Below are 16599 nucleotides of genomic sequence, written 5' to 3'. Positions count from 1 at the left end.
ATGACCGCGTTGAGGGCTTCGGACATGCCGCTCTTTGCCGTGGCGTGGTGGATGAAGTGTTCCATCCACGTCCGGGTGGCCTCGGCGGCCGGGTGCTCGGCGATGGCGGCGGGCGCAGTGTCCAGCCCCTGCTCGGCGAAGACCTGCGCGGCGACCTCCAGCAGGCGCTCCTGCCTAGCGGCGAGTGAGGCGGGTGAGGGTGACTCCGTTGGCGAAGGTGGTGCGCTCGGCAACGTCGAAGACGGTGGGGTCGAAGGGACCGTCGACTACCGGGATCCCGGTTCCGGCAATGACCGGATACGTCTTGATCAGCAGCTCGTCGATCTCGGGCAGCAGGGCGCCGGCGAGCTTGCCGCCCCCGCAGAGCCAGATGTCCAGGCCGGTACCCGCCTCGCTCTTGAGTTCGCGGACGAGGGCGAGCGGGTCGCCCGGCACGATGGTGACGGCTGGGTCGGTGTCCGGCTTGAGGGTGCTGGACACGACGTACTGGCGCAGGTGCGCGTACGGGCTGGTGATCCCGTTGCCGAGGGGCAGGCGGTAAGTGCCGTGGCCCATGACGACGGTGTCGAAACGCCGGTTGGGTGCGTGGCCGACGCCGGCGGCCGAGCGGTAAGCCGTCGGGACGGTCTCCGGGTACAGCGAGTTCATCCAGGCCGAGTAGGCGGCGGCCTGCTGCTCGTCGCCCTGCGGAAAGAAGTCGAACTCATCACTGGGGCCGGCGATGCGGCCGTCGAGTGAGATGCCGATGTAGTAAACGAGTTTTCGCATAGCGTTCCCCCATGCACAGCACTCTACTTGTAGTGGCTTGAATGTAGTACTACGCCTAGAGTGGTGTCAATGGTGAGGCGCGCGAGCTGGGCAACTGGTGACGGCCGCAGTGGAGCGCATCGTGACTGCGGAGTAGCCGCCCGGCACCGGGCTGGCTCCGGGCGCCTGCGGTGGGCTCCGCAATCGCCGCCCTGGGAAGTACGCCCCCGGGCCCGCCAAGGCGGTCTGCAACACCGTCTTTCTGGACAGTCCTGCGATGACCGAGAACTCGCCCTGACACTCCGTGAGTTCCCACCTACGGTGAGGGCGCGCCGTGTATGGCGATCTAGGCCCGGACTGCCGCTGCGTATCTGCACCCACCAGATCCACCCGGCCGGGGGCGGGCATTCCTTCAACAGCAAGGGCGCCATCCGGAACGACACGGGCGACATCGCCGAGGCCCGCAACTCCGAGGGCTCAGTCGTCGCCCGCTTCCCCCTAGACCGAAAGGATCCCCTCGTGGCAGGCACTGTTGTCGACGTGACCGACGCGGACTTCGAGACCAAGGTGGTCAAGGCCGCCGGGCCGGTCCTTGCCGTCTTCCGCGCCGAATGGTCCAGCGTGTGCCGGGCACTCGACCCGATCCTGGCCGACGTCGCCAAGGAGTACTCCGGTCGGCTGACCGTCGCCCGGCTCGACATCGACCAGAGTCCCGAGACACCTCCCAAGTACAACGTCACCGCCATTCCGACCCTCTACGTCTTCAAGGGCGGCAAGATCGTCGCCACGCGCATCGGGCCCGCCACCAAGAGCAACGTGGTCGACCTGGTCAAGCCCCACGTGTGACCAGAGGTGCCAGGTGGTGTCGGCCCGTTGGCACGTCGGCCGCGGGCGTCCCCAGTAGCGGAGGTGGCGGTGACCTGCGTAGAGCCAGGTGAGGGTCAGTGTGATCCCGAACGCGGCGATCACTCGGGCCGCGTTGTGTGACTCTGCGGTCGTCGTGCTGCAGGCGACGGTCAGGAGCGACTGGGCGACGAGGAACAGGTTCCCCCGCTGGAAGAGCATGGTGTCTTCGTGGAGGCCGTGCTGCCAGAGGCGGTCGTTCGCCGCTACCTCCGTGCGGGGATCTCCTGGTGCGGGTTCTGCCATGGGCTGGGATTTCCCCTGCGGAAGCCGGAGGTACCGCGTCCGCGCGTCACTGTTTCCGCGAAGTCCTCCCTGTGCACACTGTCGCGCCGAACCGGTCGGCATATCGACCACTCCGGCCTCATGGCCGCCGAACACGCAGACCGCCGGAGGCCCTGAGCGCCTGTCAGGTACCTCTCCCTACTCCTCGGCGAGCGCCCGCAACCGGCTCAGCGCGCGGTGCCGGGCCACCCGCACCGCCCCGGGCGACATCCCCAACATCTCCCCGGCCTCCTCCGCGGTGAGCCCGACGGCGCTGAGCAGCACGCGCTCCTCGGGGCCGAGAGAGTCGTCGGGCCGCTCCGGCATCTGGTCGGAGGGCACGGCCGTGGATCCCGGGTGCCGCATCGCCGCCCGTTGCAGATCGGCCACCTTGTGGGCGGCGATCGCGAAGACGAACGCCTCGAAGGGACGCCCCGTCTTCTTGTAGCGCGGCAGCGCGAGCAGCACCGCGACACACACTTCCTGCGCCAGGTCCTCCACGAAGTGCCGTGCGTCACCCGGCAGTCGGGACAGTCTCGTACGGCAATAACGCAGCGCCAGAGGGTGCACATGCGCCAGGAGATCGTGCGTGGCCTGCTCGTCACCCTCAACGGCGCGAAGGACGAGGGCGTCGACCGAAGAGCTCGTCTCCGTGGTCGCGCTGGGGGTGGCGTGCCCCGTCGCATCGGCGGGATGCGACGCTTCGTGGGCCGTGGCGGCGGAAGTGCGCGCGCGCAGTGCGCGGGCGGCGTCGCTGCCCAGGGACGAGTCCTGGAGCAGCGCATCAAAGTCGTCGTCACGCGCTGGCATCGCTCTCCCCCTTCCTGTCCTTCTGCCCTTTCGTCCTCCACCGATACAACAAGCCTTCGACGGCGCGGACCGTGGGTATGCCCACTATCTCCCGGATCTCTTCCTGGGAGTAGTCGTCCAGGGTCAGGGCCACGACGGCGCGCAGGCGCGGGTTCTCGATCGCTTCGAGTTCGTCGAGGACAGCCAGGTTGTCCAGGACCTCTTGAGCGACCGTGCAGGTGCTGACGGGCGGCTGGTAGAGCTCCTTCTCGCGGGACACGGCGCGGCGGTGGCGGGCTTCGCTGGTGCGGTGGCGGCGCCACTCGTTGGGGAAGTAGTAGGCGCATTTACCCATGAAGTAGGTGGTGATCCGGGCCCCGCCCTCGATGTTCCAGCCACCGTCGACCAGGGAGTCCTTGCGGAAGCGGGGCAAGGCTCGGGCGATGGTCATGTGGGCCAGCTCCTGCCTCAACTCGCTGTCGGTGGCCAGCTCTTCAAGGTCACGTTCGTGCGGGCTGAGGCTGAAGCCGCGCTGCGTGACGAGGTCGAAGATGTAGCCGGAGCGCATCCAGCCGCACAGGACGGAGATCCCGTAACGGACGAGTTCTTCCTGGAACCGGTCGTAACGCGGCCCCGCGAAACCGTCTTTGGCCAGCAGCGCCACCAGTCGGCCGTCCGCTGCTCGCCGGTCGATGTCTTCCTGGGCCTGCCAAGTCGTCCTGGGCCGACGGTCGTCCACCGTATGCAGGTGGGGAGCGAGGGGCGCATCGAGCCGGGCGCCATCATCCATCGGCTCCGCGGCAGGCCGCAGGTTGTGGGCATGTGCAGCGGCGGACATCTCTCCCGCACCGTCGCCCTGCATGCACGTCCCCCTTCCGGTGGTCGTCGTCCGCGCCCTGCCCTGCGCGAGGGGGGCTCCTTCGAACCTCCTCTCCTTGTACGTGCGGTGCTCCCGGTCGCCCCACGGACTGTTTCAAAGTTCTTTTCCGGCGCGGAAAACTACGGTCCTGGCCGTGGGGCGGGCTGTCCGGCGGCACTTAGGAGCAGGCGTCCGTACGAATCGACACGCGGGGAGACACCGTGAGCTCGCCCATCCCGACACCGCCGGACCAGGCTCCGTTCATGACCGTGCACACCGCCATCGTCCTCCTGATCGCGGTCGTCCTCGGCCTGATCGTCGGAGGTCTCACCTTTCTCAGCGCACACGGCATCGCCCCAGCGGTCCTTGCCGGCCTCACGGCGGCGGGCACCAGTGTGCCGGTGCTGCGATCTCTCATTCAGTAGCCTCCGCCCGGACGAGGAACCGCTGGTCCCCCGCGCCGGTGCAGCGTTCCTCGATGGCCTCGGCGCCCACGGTGGTGTCGTCGTCGACGATGCCGATGCATCTGCCGCTGGTGACGGGGTGCAGGAGGAAGGCTCCCGCGGCGGGCTCCACGCGGAAGAGGGTGCCTTGGGCGCAGTTCCGGCGGGGTTCGAGCATGCCTTTGATCTGGTCCTCGCCCATGACGGTCAGGCATCCCTTGCCCATCTGGGGGTGGTGCCACTGGATGCGGTAGAGGCCCTCCCCCATCGGTTCGAGGTAGGTGCGCGGCACAGGTGCCTGGGCGCAGGGAAGTTGGACGGCCACCGCGCTGTCGTAGGCGCCTTTGCGGTCGCGGCCGTCGGTCAGGCAGAGGTCAGGGGTACGGGCGGGGCGGATGGTCACCCAGCCGTCGTCGGGAGAAGTCGCAGTGCCCGACTTGGCGGAGTCCCCGGAGAGCACCCACCAGGCGGCCAGGGCAAGCAGCGGGACCGCGAAGGTGGCGCTGGCGACGGTAGGGCCCCTGTGCCGGCGGGATCGTGTGAGCGCAGCCGACTCGGTGTGTATCGGGAGGTCGGTTTCGGCGTCGCGTGCCGGGGCGGGTGCCGTAACGGTGCGGGCCGGGGCGGGTGCCGCTGCGGTGCGTGCCGCGGCGAGGCGGTCCCTGACGGCCAGCCAGACATCGACCCGCGCGCCCTCTCCGCAAGCGCGGACGAACGCGGCCAGGACCTCGGGGCGTGGCAGGCTCTTCCGGTTCAGTACGTCGGCGAGCGTGCTGCGTGCCAGGACGTCGCCGCGGCGGGCGGCTCGTTCCTCCAGCTCGCGGTACGTCAGCCCCGACCGTTCCTTGAGCCGTTGCATCGACGCGATGAAGCCGGCGTTGTCCCGGACTTCGTGCGGAGCCCCGTCTTCGTACGGTGGTAACTCCCCCAGGTTCCCCATGCATGCCATCCTGCGGCGCCTTCGTAGAAGAGACAACGACGCATTCCGTCATGTCCGGCTGTCCGGGCCGAGGTTCGGACAAGGCTCCGACCAGCCCGGACAGCCCGCGCCTGTCCGGGACACGGGCTTTGACTGTGCTGCCGCTTCGGCGTCGGCAAGCCTGTTCCCCGTCCAAGCGCTGACACCACAGCGCACCGCTCGCACACGTCACACGAGGGAGCAGCAGTGGAGAAGAAGACGGGTTTGGCGTCGCGGATGGGGAAGGCGGGTATCGGGGTCGGCCTGGCCGCCGCGGTCACCGTCGCCTTTTCAGGCACGGCGCAGGCGGCCAGCGTCTACGGGGAGACCACCAACGGCTGCGCGGACGCCGGGGGCACCTACAGCTACACCTGGACCGGCAGTGCCCAGGGGCGTGACACCTACAACGCCTATTTCAACATCACGGTCCGGGACAAGTGCCCGGGCGACGGCTGGGCGGGTGGCCTCTACCTGAGCTACTGGAAGTACCAGAACGGCCAGTGGAGCTGGACCTCCGGGAAGCGGGTCAAGGTCAACGGGACGTACACCACTCCGCTGTCCAATGTGGAGGGCGTGCAGATCAACGTGTGCAACTACTACCCGGAGAAGGCCCCTTCCGGCTGCAGTCGCGTCAAGTGACCTCTCCCACCGGGGTGTGCGTGCCGTACGCCCCGGTGGTGACAGGTCCTCGCATGCACAGGAGATTGGATGAACCATGCGCATTCGTCATGTACTTGTCGGCGCACTCGCCGGGACCGCTCTCGCATTCAGTTCCATGGCTGTCCCGGCCCAAGCGGCCCCCGCGGCCGGTGGGACCGCGCCCGCCTGCGTCAAGCGCGATGTGTCCTACACCAGTCAGGGCTTCTTCGTGTTCCTTGAGAACACGTGTTCCCGCGCTATGACCGTTCAGATCATCCGGTACAACGCTCCCCCCAGCTCGTGCATCAGCCTGGGGAAGGGCGCCACCGCGGCGCCCTTCTTCACCCAAGGCACCTACGCGCAGACGGCCGTCTGCTGACCGGCACGCGCACGATGCGGGAGATCGGCCGCGGACCGTGCACCGTCGCAGGTCGGTCTTCCGCACGCCATCAGCGCAGGATTTCGGCGCGCAGCCTCTCCTTCGGCGTGCCGATGTCCCAGTAGCGGGCGGTGCCGCGGGCGCCGTTGAAGGCGCCTGTGCCACCGGTGATGGCCATGTCGAGCGACGTCTCTTCGTTTTTCCGCAGCGATTGCATCGTCAGGGTGCCGCGGTCCAGATCTATCGTGATCACGGACTGCTCCGTGGTGTTTCCTCCGTCGAGGGAAACGACTTGCGACGTCCCGGAGCCACTTCCGACTTCGCGTCCGTTCTCCAGGGCGGTGCCGCAGTAGACGCCCATGTCACCGAGGCTCGGCCCCTTCGCGCCGACGTCCACGGCCTCGTACTTGAGGTCCTTTATCTGGAGTTCGACGACCTCGACCCGGTCTCTTTTCGAGGTATTCGAGGTATTAGAGGTATTCGAGGTATCGGCATCCGCGCTGCCCACGGCGAAGACGCCGACCGCGGCGGTGACCAGCGACAGGGCGCCGAACTTCCTGAGCATGGGCCGGATGTTGTTGTTCCCCACGTGAAACCCCCTCGTTGAGATCTTGATGTGCGATCAACTTGACGCTATGGGGCACGAGTTAGGGCGTCCAAGACCAATGCCGCTATGACGTCATTGCGCCGGGGGCATGAGGCGTGAGGATGCCCCACTGGTGCTCTCGGCCTGATCGACGAAGTTCTGGGTTCAAGGAATCCGGACAGGTTGCTGTCGGCACAGGGGTCACGGCAGGCGTGCTGCGGCTCTGCCGTCTCCGGTCAGCTGGGCAAAAGCGCCGGGGGTGGGTATCGGTCGGCGCCCGGTTTGTGCGGGGGGTGGTGGACCAGTGGGGAGGGAGTGCCTAGGCTCGGGCGCCACTGTGTTCCTGTCCGGCGTGCGGCGTGAACGTGGACGGCGTGAAGCGTGGGCGCAGACATGGACGTGCAGGTGTGCAGGCCGCAGCCGCGCTGCCGATGAGGGCCGCGACGTGAGCGGATGGGGGCCGCTTCGATGACTGAGCCGCGTCCGGGCGGAGATCCTGTCGAGCGTTTCCACGCCTATGGGCCCGGCGCGCTCGACCGGTTGGCCGCGCGCTATCCGATCCCGCGGGAGACGCTGGAATCGGTGCGGGTGGTATCACTCGTGCTGCCGTTCCGCGTCAACCGTTATGTGCTGGACGAGTTGATCGACTGGCGCGCGGTTCCGGACGACCCGATGTTCCGGCTGGTGTTCCCGCAGCCGGGCATGCTCGATGCCGCAGAGCGCGGGCGGCTGCGGAAGCTGGCCGGGCTGCCGGGGCGGAGGGCGGAACTCCGCGCCGCCGTCCGGGAGATCCGTGAGCGGCTCAATCCGCATCCGGACGGGCAGCGCGAACTCAACGTGCCCGCCGGGGCCGACGGGGCCGTTCCGGGTGTTCAGCACAAGTACCGGGAGACGGTGCTGTACTTCCCCGGGCAGGGGCAGACGTGTCACGCCTACTGCAGCTACTGCTTCCGGTGGGCCCAGTTCGTCGGCGAGCCGGAGTTGCGCTTCGCCGCGCCGAACCCGGCCGGTCTCATCGCGTACGTACGCGGCAAGCCGGAGGTCACCGACGTGCTGATCACCGGCGGCGATCCACTGGTCATGTCCTCCGCGCGGCTGCGCGACCACCTCGAACCGCTGCTGTCCCTGGACACCGTGCGCACCATCCGGCTGGGCACCAAGGCGGTGGCGTACTGGCCGCAGCGCTTCACCACCGACCGGGACGCGGACGACTTGCTTGCCCTGTTCGAGCAAGTGACCGTCGGTGACCGGAACTTGGCGGTGATGGCGCACTACAGCCATCCCCGCGAGCTGGACACGCCGGTCGCCCGGCACGCGCTGCGCAGGATCCGCGCCACCGGCGCGCTGGTGTACTGCCAGGCGCCGCTGATCGCCGGGGTCAACGACAGCGCGGGCACGTGGGCGCGGCTGTGGCGGGCCGAGGCGGCGGCGGGCGCCATCCCCTACTACCAGTTCGTGGCCCGCGACACCGGACCGCGGGACTACTTCAAGGTGCCGCTGGCCGCGGCCGTCGACATCTTCCGCCGTGCCTACCGCCAACTGCCCGGGCTCGCCCGCACGGTGCGCGGCCCCGTGATGTCCACGACCGCGGGCAAGGTCCTGGTCGAGGGCTGCGAGGCGCACGGCGGCGGGCATCGCCTGCGGCTGCGGTTCCTCCAGGCCCGGGATCCGTGCCTGGTGGGCCGCTCCTTCCAGGCGTACGACCCTGGCGACGCCGGATGGCTCGACGAGCTGGCCATCGCCCCCGACACCCCGCCCGACCTGCGCGCCGCCACCGAGAACGCCGAACAGAGCGCATACGACGCCGTGTCAGCAGTCGCGGGAGGAACCCGATGAGCACCGGCACGCACCGGCCACCGGTCGAACTGCGCAGTGACACCTTCACCCTTCCGACCCCCGAGATGCGCGACGCCATGGCCCGGGCACCCGTCGGCGACGACGTGTACGGCGAGGACCCCACCGTACGGCGGCTCGAGCGGCGCGCGGCGGACCTGCTCGGCAAGGAGGCCGCGTGCTTGATGCCCAGCGGGACGATGGCCAATCTGGCCGCGGTACTCGCGCAGACCCCGCGCGGCGGCCGGGTGCTGGTGGGAGACGCATCCGACCTCTACTGCTGCCAGGGCGGCGGTGCCTCGGTGGTCGGCGGGGCCGTCTACCATCCGCTGCCCACCGCCGGGGACGGGCGCATCGAACCGGCCGAGCTGGCCGTGCCTTTGGCAGAAGACCGGAGTGATCCGCAGTATGCGATCCCCGCACTGATCTGCCTGGAGAACACCCACAACCGGCGCGGCGGCGCGGTCCTGCCCCCTGGATATCTCGCGGAGGTCGCGGAGTTGGCGCGGGAGCGTGGGGTCGGCCTTCACCTCGACGGCGCCCGGATCTTCAACGCCGCGGTGGCGCAGGGCGCCACCGCCGCGGAACTCGCCGCCCCCGCGGACACCGTGCAGTTCTGCCTGTCCAAGGGCCTTTCGGCACCGGTGGGTTCCGTGGTGGCGGGCGGTGCCGAGGTGCTCGCCGGGGTGCGGCGCATCCGCAAGATGCTCGGCGGCGGCATGCGTCAGGCGGGGGTGATCGCGGCCGCCGGGCTCGTGGCACTCGACGGGATGGTCGAGCGGCTTGCCGAAGACCACGCCAACGCGCGCCGCCTCGCCGACGGGCTCGCCGGGCTTCCCGGGGTGCGCGTGCACCGTCCCGTACCGACCAACATCGTGCTCTTCGAACTCACTGACGTGCACAGCGCCCGCGACGCCTTCCCGGACCGGGCCGCCTTCCTGGACCGGGCGCGGCGGGCCGGGGTCGCCCTGTCGGCGCCGGGCCACCGGTACTTCCGCGCCGTCACCCATGCCGGGGTCGACGCGGCGGACATCGACCGTGCGGTCGCGGCCATCGCCGACGTGCTCAACGCGGGCGGCATCCCCGACGCCGCGCGGACCGCAGGGACGTGGGTCGCGCCTGTCGCCCCCGGCCACCGGAGCGGTTCGCGTGCCCAGGTGCGAACCGATCCCGCGGCCCATCCCGCAACCGGACCCCCGGACGTCGAGGCGGCCAGGGTCGCCCTCGACAAGGACGGCTACGTCCTGGTCGCGTCGCTGGGCGGGCAGCGCCACGCGATCGGTCTGCTGCAGCAGTTGGGGCGGCTCATCCCGCAGTACAGCGGTGCGCTGGAACACGAGGTGGTGTACCGGCCGGGCAACGACCACCGCGCCTACTCGCAGAGCCGCAATGCCATCCGCGCCCACACCGAGGCGCCGGGCTGGCACCCCAGCCCCCGCTACCTGGCGCTCTACTGCCACCGGCAGGCCCGCTGCGGGGGCGGCCACACCGATCTGCTGGACATCAGGCGACTCCTTGAGCTGCTTGAGCCCGCCGATGCGGAGCTGTTCACCGGCCCCGTCATGGTCTTCCCCGGTCCGGAGTCCCAGGCGGCCGGGCCCGGCCCGGTCACCGTCCCGATGCTCACCCGGGAGGGCGACAGGAGCGTCCTGCGGTTCAGCTACAACCTGTTGACGGCCCATCACTACGATCCGCCGCTGGATGCCGCTCCGCCTCCGGAGCAGTTGCCGCTCGGCGCGCGCGGCGTCGAGCTGGCCCACCGGGTCGCCGCGCTGTTCGACGAGCACCGCGAGCAGCACCTCATCCCGGACGACGGGCTGCTGGTGTGGGACAACCAGAGAATGCTGCACGCGCGGTCGGAGTACGCGGACACCGCGCGCCACCTGACCCGGTACTGGGTGGGGGCATGAGTGGTCCCGACCTGCCGTCGACGCGCCGGTGCTGAGCGCCCGCCGAGACCGTCCGCCATGGCCGGGAAGCCGGTCGGGAAGCCGGTCGGGGAAACGGTCGGGGCGCTGGGCCGGAACCGGTCTCGCCGTGCTCTCCGCCTGCTGCTTCGGCACGGTGGGACCGGTGACCAGGCTGCTCACCACCGCGGGTCTGACGGCTCTTCAGGTCGCGCAGCTCCGCCTGACCGTCGCCGCCGCGCTCCTGTTGGCGTACGGGGCCGCGACCGGGCGCAGGCTGGTTCCGAAGCGCCGCGAGTGGCCGGCCGTGGCCGTGCTCGGGCTGATCTCCTTCGCCGCGCTGCAGGTCCTGTGCGGGGTGTCGGTGGCCCGGATCCCGATCGGGATGTTCGTGGTCGTCCAGTATCTGGCGCCCGCTCTGGTGGTGCTGTGGGTCCGCACCGTGCGGGGCACGGCGCAGCCGCGACGGGTGTGGGCGGGCGCGGCGCTGGTGCCGGTCGGGCTGCTGCTCGCGGGCCAGGTGTGGGGGAACTGGCGGCTCGACCCGCTCGGGGTGCTGGCCGCGGCCGGGGTGGCGGCCGCCCTGGCGGTGCGCTTCCTGGTGGTCGGCAGTGCGCTGGCCCGCAGCGACCCGCTGACCCTGGCCACCGCGGGGCTGACCGTCGGCGCCGTGGCGGTGAACGTGTGGTCGCTGCCGACGTCGTTCCCCTACCCGGTGCTCGGGCAGGCGGTTCAGTACGGCGGCCTTGTCTTCCCGGTGTGGGCGCTGGCCTGCTGGGTCGCCCTGGTCGCGACGCTGCTCGCCTATCTGACCGGCATCGCTGCCCAGGTGCACCTGCCGCCCACGGCCGCGAGCCCGCTCGCCTCCCTGGAAACCGTGGCAGGGGTGGCGACCGCCGCGCTGCTGCTCGGCGAGGAGGTGAGCGCCGCCCGCACCGCCGGACTTGCGATCGTGCTGACCGGAGCGCTGATCGCCCAGAACTCGATGCGTACCCAGCCTCCCCGCCGATCCGGCGACCGGAAGGAGCCCACCCCATGGACGAGCCCGGCACACTCGACGAGCGGTTCGCCACCAACAGGGAAGAGGACAGCCTCGGCGAGATCCTCTTCGCGGACGTCGAGAACCCGGTGATCCAGCGCCTGGCGCTGAACTGGCAGCGACGGGCCACCGTCAAACGCGACGACCCGGCACTCCTTGACATCTTCGACGTCGAGGCGTTCGACTACCCCGAGGACATCATTCCGTTCGCCGACCACCCCACCTATCTGGGGCTTTCACCGGAGCAGCGCGGCGAGATCCTCACCTGGGCGATGATCGCCCTGAACCGCAACACCGAGTTCTCCGAACAGAACGTCGTCAACCCGGCCTTCGCGCTGATCCTGCAGGGCGAGTTTCCCGGACTGCGGGGCGAGGCACTGGAACTGTCGCTGCTCCAGGCGATGGTGGACGAGCAGTACCACATCCTCATGCACCGGGTGGCCAGCTACGTCACCCGCACCAAGCGCCGCCGCCCCTACCGGGACTCCGACCTGCCGCTGCCGCACTACTCGCGGGTCCATCTGGATCTGACGGGCCGTGCCGTGGAGCGCTGGCAGCGCAGCCTCCTGACGATCGCCTTCGCCACCACCACCGAACTGTCCATCGGCGCCTACCTGCAGCTCCTGGCCGGGGCCGACGGATTCCAGCCGATGAACATGGCCCTGGCCAAGCTGCACCGGCACGACGAGACCTGCCACGGATCGATCAACGGCGAACTCCTGAAGGTGCTGTACCCACAGCTCAGCAAGGAGCAGGGCAGCTTCCTGCTGCGGGCCCTGGTGCACGCCCTGGAGGCGTATTCGGCCAACGACTACCGCACCTGGGAGACCATCATGCGGCTGACCGGGGTCGAGGGCGGCGACGAGATGCTGCGCAACTGCCGGGAGAGCGGCCGCTCGGCACTGCTGCGCGACTACAGCGGACTGCACCGGGTCTTCGAGGAACTGGACGTGCTCGACGAGATCGATTTCGACTGGTCCAGCGTGAAACTCTCCGGCGACCTTCCCTATCTGCTCTAGGAGCGGGCGTGACGACGCGGATGCATACGGGAACGGTCCGAGAACTCGTCGTACGCGAACTGGCCGCCCGGGACGTGCCGGAGGAGGACGCGGCCGCCGTCGCGGACGCACTGGTGGAGAGCACCGCCCGCGGCATCGACACCCATGGCGTACGGCTGCTGCCGCGCTATCTCGACGAACTCGACCAGGGCATCGCGCGGCCCCGGCCCCAGATGCGGGCCGTCCGGGACGCCGGGGCCGCCGCGCTCCTCGACGCGGACTCCGCGCTCGGACCGGTGGCCGGTCTCGCCGCGGTCCGCGAAGCGCTGCCGCGCGCCAGGCGGTACGGGGTCGGTGTGGTCGTGGTGCGCAACTCCAACCACTTCGGTGCGGCGTCGGTGTACAGCAGGGCCATGGCCCGGCAGGGCACGGTCGGTTGGGCCCTGACGTCGGCCGCGTCCCGGGTCGCCCCGTACGGCGGCCGTACACCGCTGTTCGGCACCAATCCGATCAGCGTGGCCGCCGAGGGCGCCGACGACGAGTTCGTCCTCGACATGGCGTCCAGCGAAGTGTCCATGGGGCGGATCCAGGAGTACGGGCGCAACGGCACTCCGCTCGAGCCGGGCTGGGCCAAGGACGCGCGGGGCCTCGCGGCGCGGACGGCCGCCGATGCCGCCGCGCTGACCCCGGTGGGCGACGGGTACAAGGGCCAGGGACTCGGCATGCTGGTGTCGCTCCTGACGGCGGCGCTCGCCGGGGCGCCGCTGGACTGGGAGCTCGACCACTTCGGCGGCTCACCGTCCGGGCGAGGAAGGGAAGTCGCGCACTTCCTGCTCTGCCTGGACCCGGTGGCCTTCGCCGGGCCGGACCGCTTCCGCGCCCGCCTGGGCGACCTCCTCCACGCCACCCGCGACGCGCCCGCCGTGTCCGGTACGACGGTTCGCTGCCCCGGGGACCCGGAGCGCGACCACGCCAGGGACGTCGAGCGCCACGGCCTGCCCGTGGACCCCCGCACGGCCGACCGGCTGCGGGAACTCGCCCGCCGGTACGGCATCGAACGCGCACTCATGGCGCCGGGAAGGGGATGACCGTGTCGGAGCTGAAGCCCGCCAAGTGCATCTGGATGGATGGCGCGTTGGTGCCGTGGGAGGAGGCGCAGGTCCACGTGCTGACCCAGTCGTTGCACTACGGCTGGGCCGTCTACGAGGGCATCCGCGCCCACTCGACCGGGGCCGGGCCCGCGGTGTTCCGTCTGCCGGACCATCTGGCCCGGCTCCGGGACTCGGCGCGGGTCTACCTCATGGACCTGCCCTACGACGCGGACGAACTCGCCCACGCCGTCGTGGAGTTGATCCGCGCCAACGGCACAGGGCCGCGCTATGTCCGGCCGCTCGTCTACCTCGACCACGGCAGCATGGGCATCGCCCTCGACCTGAGCCGGGTCCGGGTGGCGATCGCGGCATGGGAGTGGGAGGCCGCCCCGCCCCCGTCCGGCTGGCGGCTCATGACCAGTGGCTGGCGCCGCAACCGCCACGACGCGATCCCGCCCTTCGCCAAGGCCACCGGCGCGTATCTCAACTCCTCGCTGTGCAAGCTGGCCGCGGTCCGCGCCGGATACGACGACGGGCTGCAGCTCACCGGCGCCGGATGCATCGCGGAATGCTCGGCCGCCAACTTCTTCCTCGTCAAGAACGGTGTGCTGCACACCCCCGCGGTCTCCGAGGGCATCCTGCCCGGCATCACCCGCGACACCGTCCTCCGGCTCGCCAGGCACGCCGGCATCGAGACGGCCGAACGACCCATCGCCCACACGGAGGCCTACACGGCGGACGAGGCGTTCGTGACCGGCACGTCGATCGGCGTGGTGCCCATCGCCTCGGTCGACGACCGGCCGACCACGGCGGGCATCCACGGCCCCGTCACCGAGCTGCTCAGGTCGGGCTATCAGGACGCGGTCACCGGACAGCAGGGTGGCGGGGAAGGGTGGCTGACACCGGTGTAGTGCGCGGGGCCGGGAGGGCGGGTGAGGTCAGCTCTGGGCGGCGGGCCGGACGACGATGTCGTTCACGTCGACCGAGGCGGGCTGTTCGATCGCGAAGGCGATGGCGCGGGCGATCGCGCCGGGCGGGATCGCGATGTCGTCCCGCACCTTCGTGATGTCCGCCCCGACCCGGCTGTTGGTCGACGCCTCGGCGAAGTCGGTCGCGATCGCACCAGGTGAGACGGTGGTCACCCGCAGGGAGTCGCCCGCTTCCTGGCGCAGCCCTTCGCAGATGGCCCGGACCGCGACCTTGGTCCCGGCGTAGACGGCCATGGCCGGCACGATGCGCGGCGCCGATCCCGTGCAGCACGCCCTTCACGTTGACGTCGACCATGTGGTCCCACTCCTCGACGCGCAGATCGTCGAGCGGCGAGATGGTGCCGACTCCTGCGTTGCTGACGAGTACGTGGAGTCGGCCGAAGCGCTCACCGGCCAGCGCGACCAGGGCCCGCAGGTCGTCCCGCCTGTGCTCGCACACCAGTCTCGGAGAGGCTCAGCCTGGTATCCAGACCGTACTTATTCTGGAACTGAAGGTGTCATCCGTCATGCCCCCCGCAGCCGGAACAACGCCGTCAGCTGAGTGCGTTCCTGCGCAGCCGGAGAGCGCGCCTGACCCCTGAGGAGTCGGGCCTGCCCCGGTCACGCGCCTCAACCTCGGCCGAGGAACCCGAACCGCTGACGGCCGAGGCAGGTGCCGTCCCCTTCCTGCTGCAGCCGAACCCGGCGTACATCATCGACGGCACCTACGACATCCTCAGCCACGACCAGGCGGCCCACGAGCTGTTTCCGGGGCTCATCACCGACGCGGACCGGCCCGCTGACTTCGTCCGCTGGGGCTGGTCGAGGATCTCCACGAGGGGAGCCCCGAAGTGCGGGACTGGTGGCCCAAGTACCCCCAGTACGAGGTGCAGGTCCGGCACAGCGGCCGGGAACAGCTGCGACACCCGCGACGGGGAACCGTCGATTACACATACACCGCTTTTCATCTGGCCGAGCAGCCGGAGCAGACGCCGGTCATCTATTTCGACAGCTGAAGGGCCCCGGTTTAGGAGGAGTACGCGCTTGTGCTCACGGAACCGCGGACGCCACCATCGCTGATAGCGGATCAGCGCGCTTCCGGCAGCTGTGGGCGCGGAAGCCCGTGCTGAATCAGCGCCGAACCACGGGGGCGGCCTTCTCTGCGCGCCGGGCGCGAGTCCTTCGCTTTCGACTTTCCCCTTCAGTCCGCCCCGTTGGGCCCGTGGGCCCTGTTCCGCAGCCGGTGTTTCAGAGAACCTCTTTCACATCGCCCGCACCGAGCGGAAGTTCGGCTCGGCGGAATGCAAGCGCCTGGGAGCGGCACACGCCGCGGCAGGCCGGACCCCAAGGAGTTTCCGGTGGCAGTCACGGAATTCATCGAGCGGACCGAAACGTCCTCACCCGTGCGGCCCGCGGCGCTCCGGCCCCAGACCAGGCAGCCGATTTCCCTTCCTCGCCACCTTTCCCCGCAGCACCGGCGGCCGACGACCAACTGGACGCGGGTCGGCGTGCTGATGGCCGCGGGAGCGCTGCCGGTGGCCGCCATCCCGCTCTACATACTCGGTGCTCTGCCGATGAGTTGGGCCGCGCTGCTGGTGATTCCGCTGCTGGCCGCGAAGACCGTGCTGATCAAACGGGGTTCTGCGGAGGGCCGCCTGGCTGGTCACGGAATGGTCGCCGGACTCGCCGCGGTGACCGCCTACGACGGGCTGCGGATTCCGGTGGCCTATCTCACGGACGCCTGGCCCGACTTCATCCCGCGCCTCGGCGGCTGGATCACGGAATCCGACTCCGGGAACGTGCCGGTCGGATACCTGTGGCGCTACATAGGTGACGGCGGCGGAATCGCGGTGGCCTTCTTCGTCTTCTGCGGCGTACTGATGAACTTCCGCCCTTCGCTGGTCCGCCGCCACCCGGTCCTCCTGTCCCTCGGCTACGGAGTGTTCATCTGGCTCGGTCTTCTCGCCACCGTCGTCCTGCTGCCCCGCGGCACGGAATTCCTGTTCGTCCCGACGGCCGAGATCATCGTGCTCAGTCTCCTGGGACACCTCATCTACGGCGCGGTCCTGGGGCTTTTCCTCAGCCGGATCGTGCGTCGCATGGACAAGGCGGAGCGCCCCGACATCACCACGGCCCGCCGGACGCTGCCGACCCAGCCCACCGCCTCCTCCGCAGCCGGACGGAATTGAGAGAAGT

General features: G+C 69.9%; 17 protein-coding genes and 1 pseudogene. 12 read left to right on the top strand and 6 right to left on the bottom strand.

Annotated features, from left to right (window positions below):
* The first annotated feature begins 56 nt into the window (after positions 1 to 56).
* Entirely contained in the window at positions 57 to 188 is a 132-nt protein-coding gene (locus ACFWZ2_RS08430) for a hypothetical protein (protein WP_384543661.1), read from the top strand.
* Here the strand turns inward: ACFWZ2_RS08430 and ACFWZ2_RS08425 are convergent.
* A complete protein-coding gene (locus ACFWZ2_RS08425) occupies positions 175 to 768 on the bottom strand; it encodes a dihydrofolate reductase family protein (RefSeq protein WP_384543659.1) in 594 nt (197 codons plus the stop codon). The genes ACFWZ2_RS08430 and ACFWZ2_RS08425 overlap by 14 nt on opposite strands.
* Before the next feature lie 498 nt (positions 769 to 1266).
* Between ACFWZ2_RS08425 and ACFWZ2_RS08420 the strand changes: the two genes are divergently transcribed.
* Positions 1267 to 1593, top strand: coding sequence for a thioredoxin family protein (locus tag ACFWZ2_RS08420; RefSeq protein ID WP_384543657.1), 327 nt, complete (start codon positions 1267 to 1269; stop codon positions 1591 to 1593).
* Positions 1594 to 2073: 480 nt separating this feature from the next.
* Here the strand turns inward: ACFWZ2_RS08420 and ACFWZ2_RS08415 are convergent, their stop codons facing one another.
* On the bottom strand, positions 2074 to 2652 hold the full coding sequence (locus tag ACFWZ2_RS08415) for a sigma factor (RefSeq protein WP_384543813.1): 579 nt from the start codon (positions 2650 to 2652) through the stop codon (positions 2074 to 2076).
* Positions 2653 to 2710: 58 nt separating this feature from the next.
* On the bottom strand, positions 2711 to 3565 hold the full coding sequence (locus tag ACFWZ2_RS08410) for a hypothetical protein (protein WP_384543655.1): 855 nt from the start codon (positions 3563 to 3565) through the stop codon (positions 2711 to 2713).
* Positions 3566 to 3825: 260 nt separating this feature from the next.
* Here ACFWZ2_RS08410 and ACFWZ2_RS08405 point away from each other — a divergent pair, with 260 nt between their 5' ends.
* A complete protein-coding gene (locus ACFWZ2_RS08405; RefSeq protein ID WP_384543653.1) occupies positions 3826 to 3987 on the top strand; it encodes a hypothetical protein in 162 nt (53 codons plus the stop codon).
* Here the strand turns inward: ACFWZ2_RS08405 and ACFWZ2_RS08400 are convergent.
* Entirely contained in the window at positions 3977 to 4864 is an 888-nt protein-coding gene (locus ACFWZ2_RS08400) for an XRE family transcriptional regulator (protein ID WP_384543651.1), read from the bottom strand. The two genes, ACFWZ2_RS08405 and ACFWZ2_RS08400, sit on opposite strands and share 11 nt — an antisense overlap.
* 306 nt (positions 4865 to 5170) lie before the next feature.
* Between ACFWZ2_RS08400 and ACFWZ2_RS08395 the strand changes: the two genes are divergently transcribed.
* Positions 5171 to 5602: a hypothetical protein gene (locus tag ACFWZ2_RS08395; protein WP_384543649.1), complete on the top strand. Its 432-nt coding sequence runs from the start codon at positions 5171 to 5173 to the stop codon at positions 5600 to 5602.
* 449 nt (positions 5603 to 6051) lie between these two features.
* Here the strand turns inward: ACFWZ2_RS08395 and ACFWZ2_RS08390 are convergent, their stop codons facing one another.
* On the bottom strand, positions 6052 to 6570 hold the full coding sequence (locus ACFWZ2_RS08390) for a hypothetical protein (protein ID WP_384543647.1): 519 nt from the start codon (positions 6568 to 6570) through the stop codon (positions 6052 to 6054).
* Positions 6571 to 7035: 465 nt separating this feature from the next.
* Here ACFWZ2_RS08390 and ACFWZ2_RS08385 point away from each other — a divergent pair, with 465 nt between their 5' ends.
* The 6 genes from ACFWZ2_RS08385 to ACFWZ2_RS08360 are packed head-to-tail and all read left to right on the top strand — an operon-like array spanning position 7036 to position 14346.
* Complete coding sequence (locus ACFWZ2_RS08385; RefSeq protein WP_384543645.1) at positions 7036 to 8403, top strand: KamA family radical SAM protein; 1368 nt, start codon at positions 7036 to 7038, stop codon at positions 8401 to 8403.
* On the top strand, positions 8400 to 10310 hold the full coding sequence (locus ACFWZ2_RS08380) for a GntG family PLP-dependent aldolase (protein ID WP_384543643.1): 1911 nt from the start codon (positions 8400 to 8402) through the stop codon (positions 10308 to 10310). The genes ACFWZ2_RS08385 and ACFWZ2_RS08380 overlap by 4 nt, the downstream gene beginning before the upstream one ends.
* Positions 10311 to 10338: 28 nt before the next feature.
* The gene (locus ACFWZ2_RS08375) at positions 10339 to 11439 is read left to right on the top strand and encodes an EamA family transporter (protein WP_384543641.1); all 1101 of its coding nucleotides are present in this window, start codon (positions 10339 to 10341) and stop codon (positions 11437 to 11439) included.
* A complete protein-coding gene (locus ACFWZ2_RS08370; protein ID WP_384543639.1) occupies positions 11343 to 12365 on the top strand; it encodes a diiron oxygenase in 1023 nt (340 codons plus the stop codon). Before ACFWZ2_RS08375 ends, ACFWZ2_RS08370 begins: the two co-directional genes overlap by 97 nt.
* Positions 12366 to 12373: 8 nt before the next feature.
* Positions 12374 to 13432, top strand: coding sequence for an Ldh family oxidoreductase (locus tag ACFWZ2_RS08365; protein WP_384543637.1), 1059 nt, complete (start codon positions 12374 to 12376; stop codon positions 13430 to 13432).
* A 2-nt stretch (positions 13433 to 13434) separates the two neighbouring features.
* Positions 13435 to 14346: a branched-chain amino acid transaminase gene (locus tag ACFWZ2_RS08360; RefSeq protein ID WP_384543635.1), complete on the top strand. Its 912-nt coding sequence runs from the start codon at positions 13435 to 13437 to the stop codon at positions 14344 to 14346.
* 27 nt (positions 14347 to 14373) lie between these two features.
* Here ACFWZ2_RS08360 and ACFWZ2_RS08355 read toward each other — a convergent pair.
* A pseudogene (locus ACFWZ2_RS08355) lies at positions 14374 to 14851 on the bottom strand (SDR family oxidoreductase); the annotation flags it as partial.
* A gap of 403 nt (positions 14852 to 15254) precedes the next feature.
* Here ACFWZ2_RS08355 and ACFWZ2_RS08350 point away from each other — a divergent pair.
* On the top strand, positions 15255 to 15419 hold the full coding sequence (locus tag ACFWZ2_RS08350; RefSeq protein WP_384543634.1) for a hypothetical protein: 165 nt from the start codon (positions 15255 to 15257) through the stop codon (positions 15417 to 15419).
* Positions 15420 to 15761: 342 nt separating this feature from the next.
* Positions 15762 to 16592: a hypothetical protein gene (locus tag ACFWZ2_RS08345; RefSeq protein WP_384543632.1), complete on the top strand. Its 831-nt coding sequence runs from the start codon at positions 15762 to 15764 to the stop codon at positions 16590 to 16592.
* Positions 16593 to 16599: the final 7 nt, after the last annotated feature.

Source organism: Streptomyces sp. NPDC059002 (assembly GCF_042740435.1).
Classification (GTDB): Bacteria; Actinomycetota; Actinomycetes; order Streptomycetales; family Streptomycetaceae; genus Streptomyces.
The sequence above is the reverse complement of the archived record's forward strand: the minus strand, read 5'-3'. Positions and strand labels throughout refer to the sequence as shown.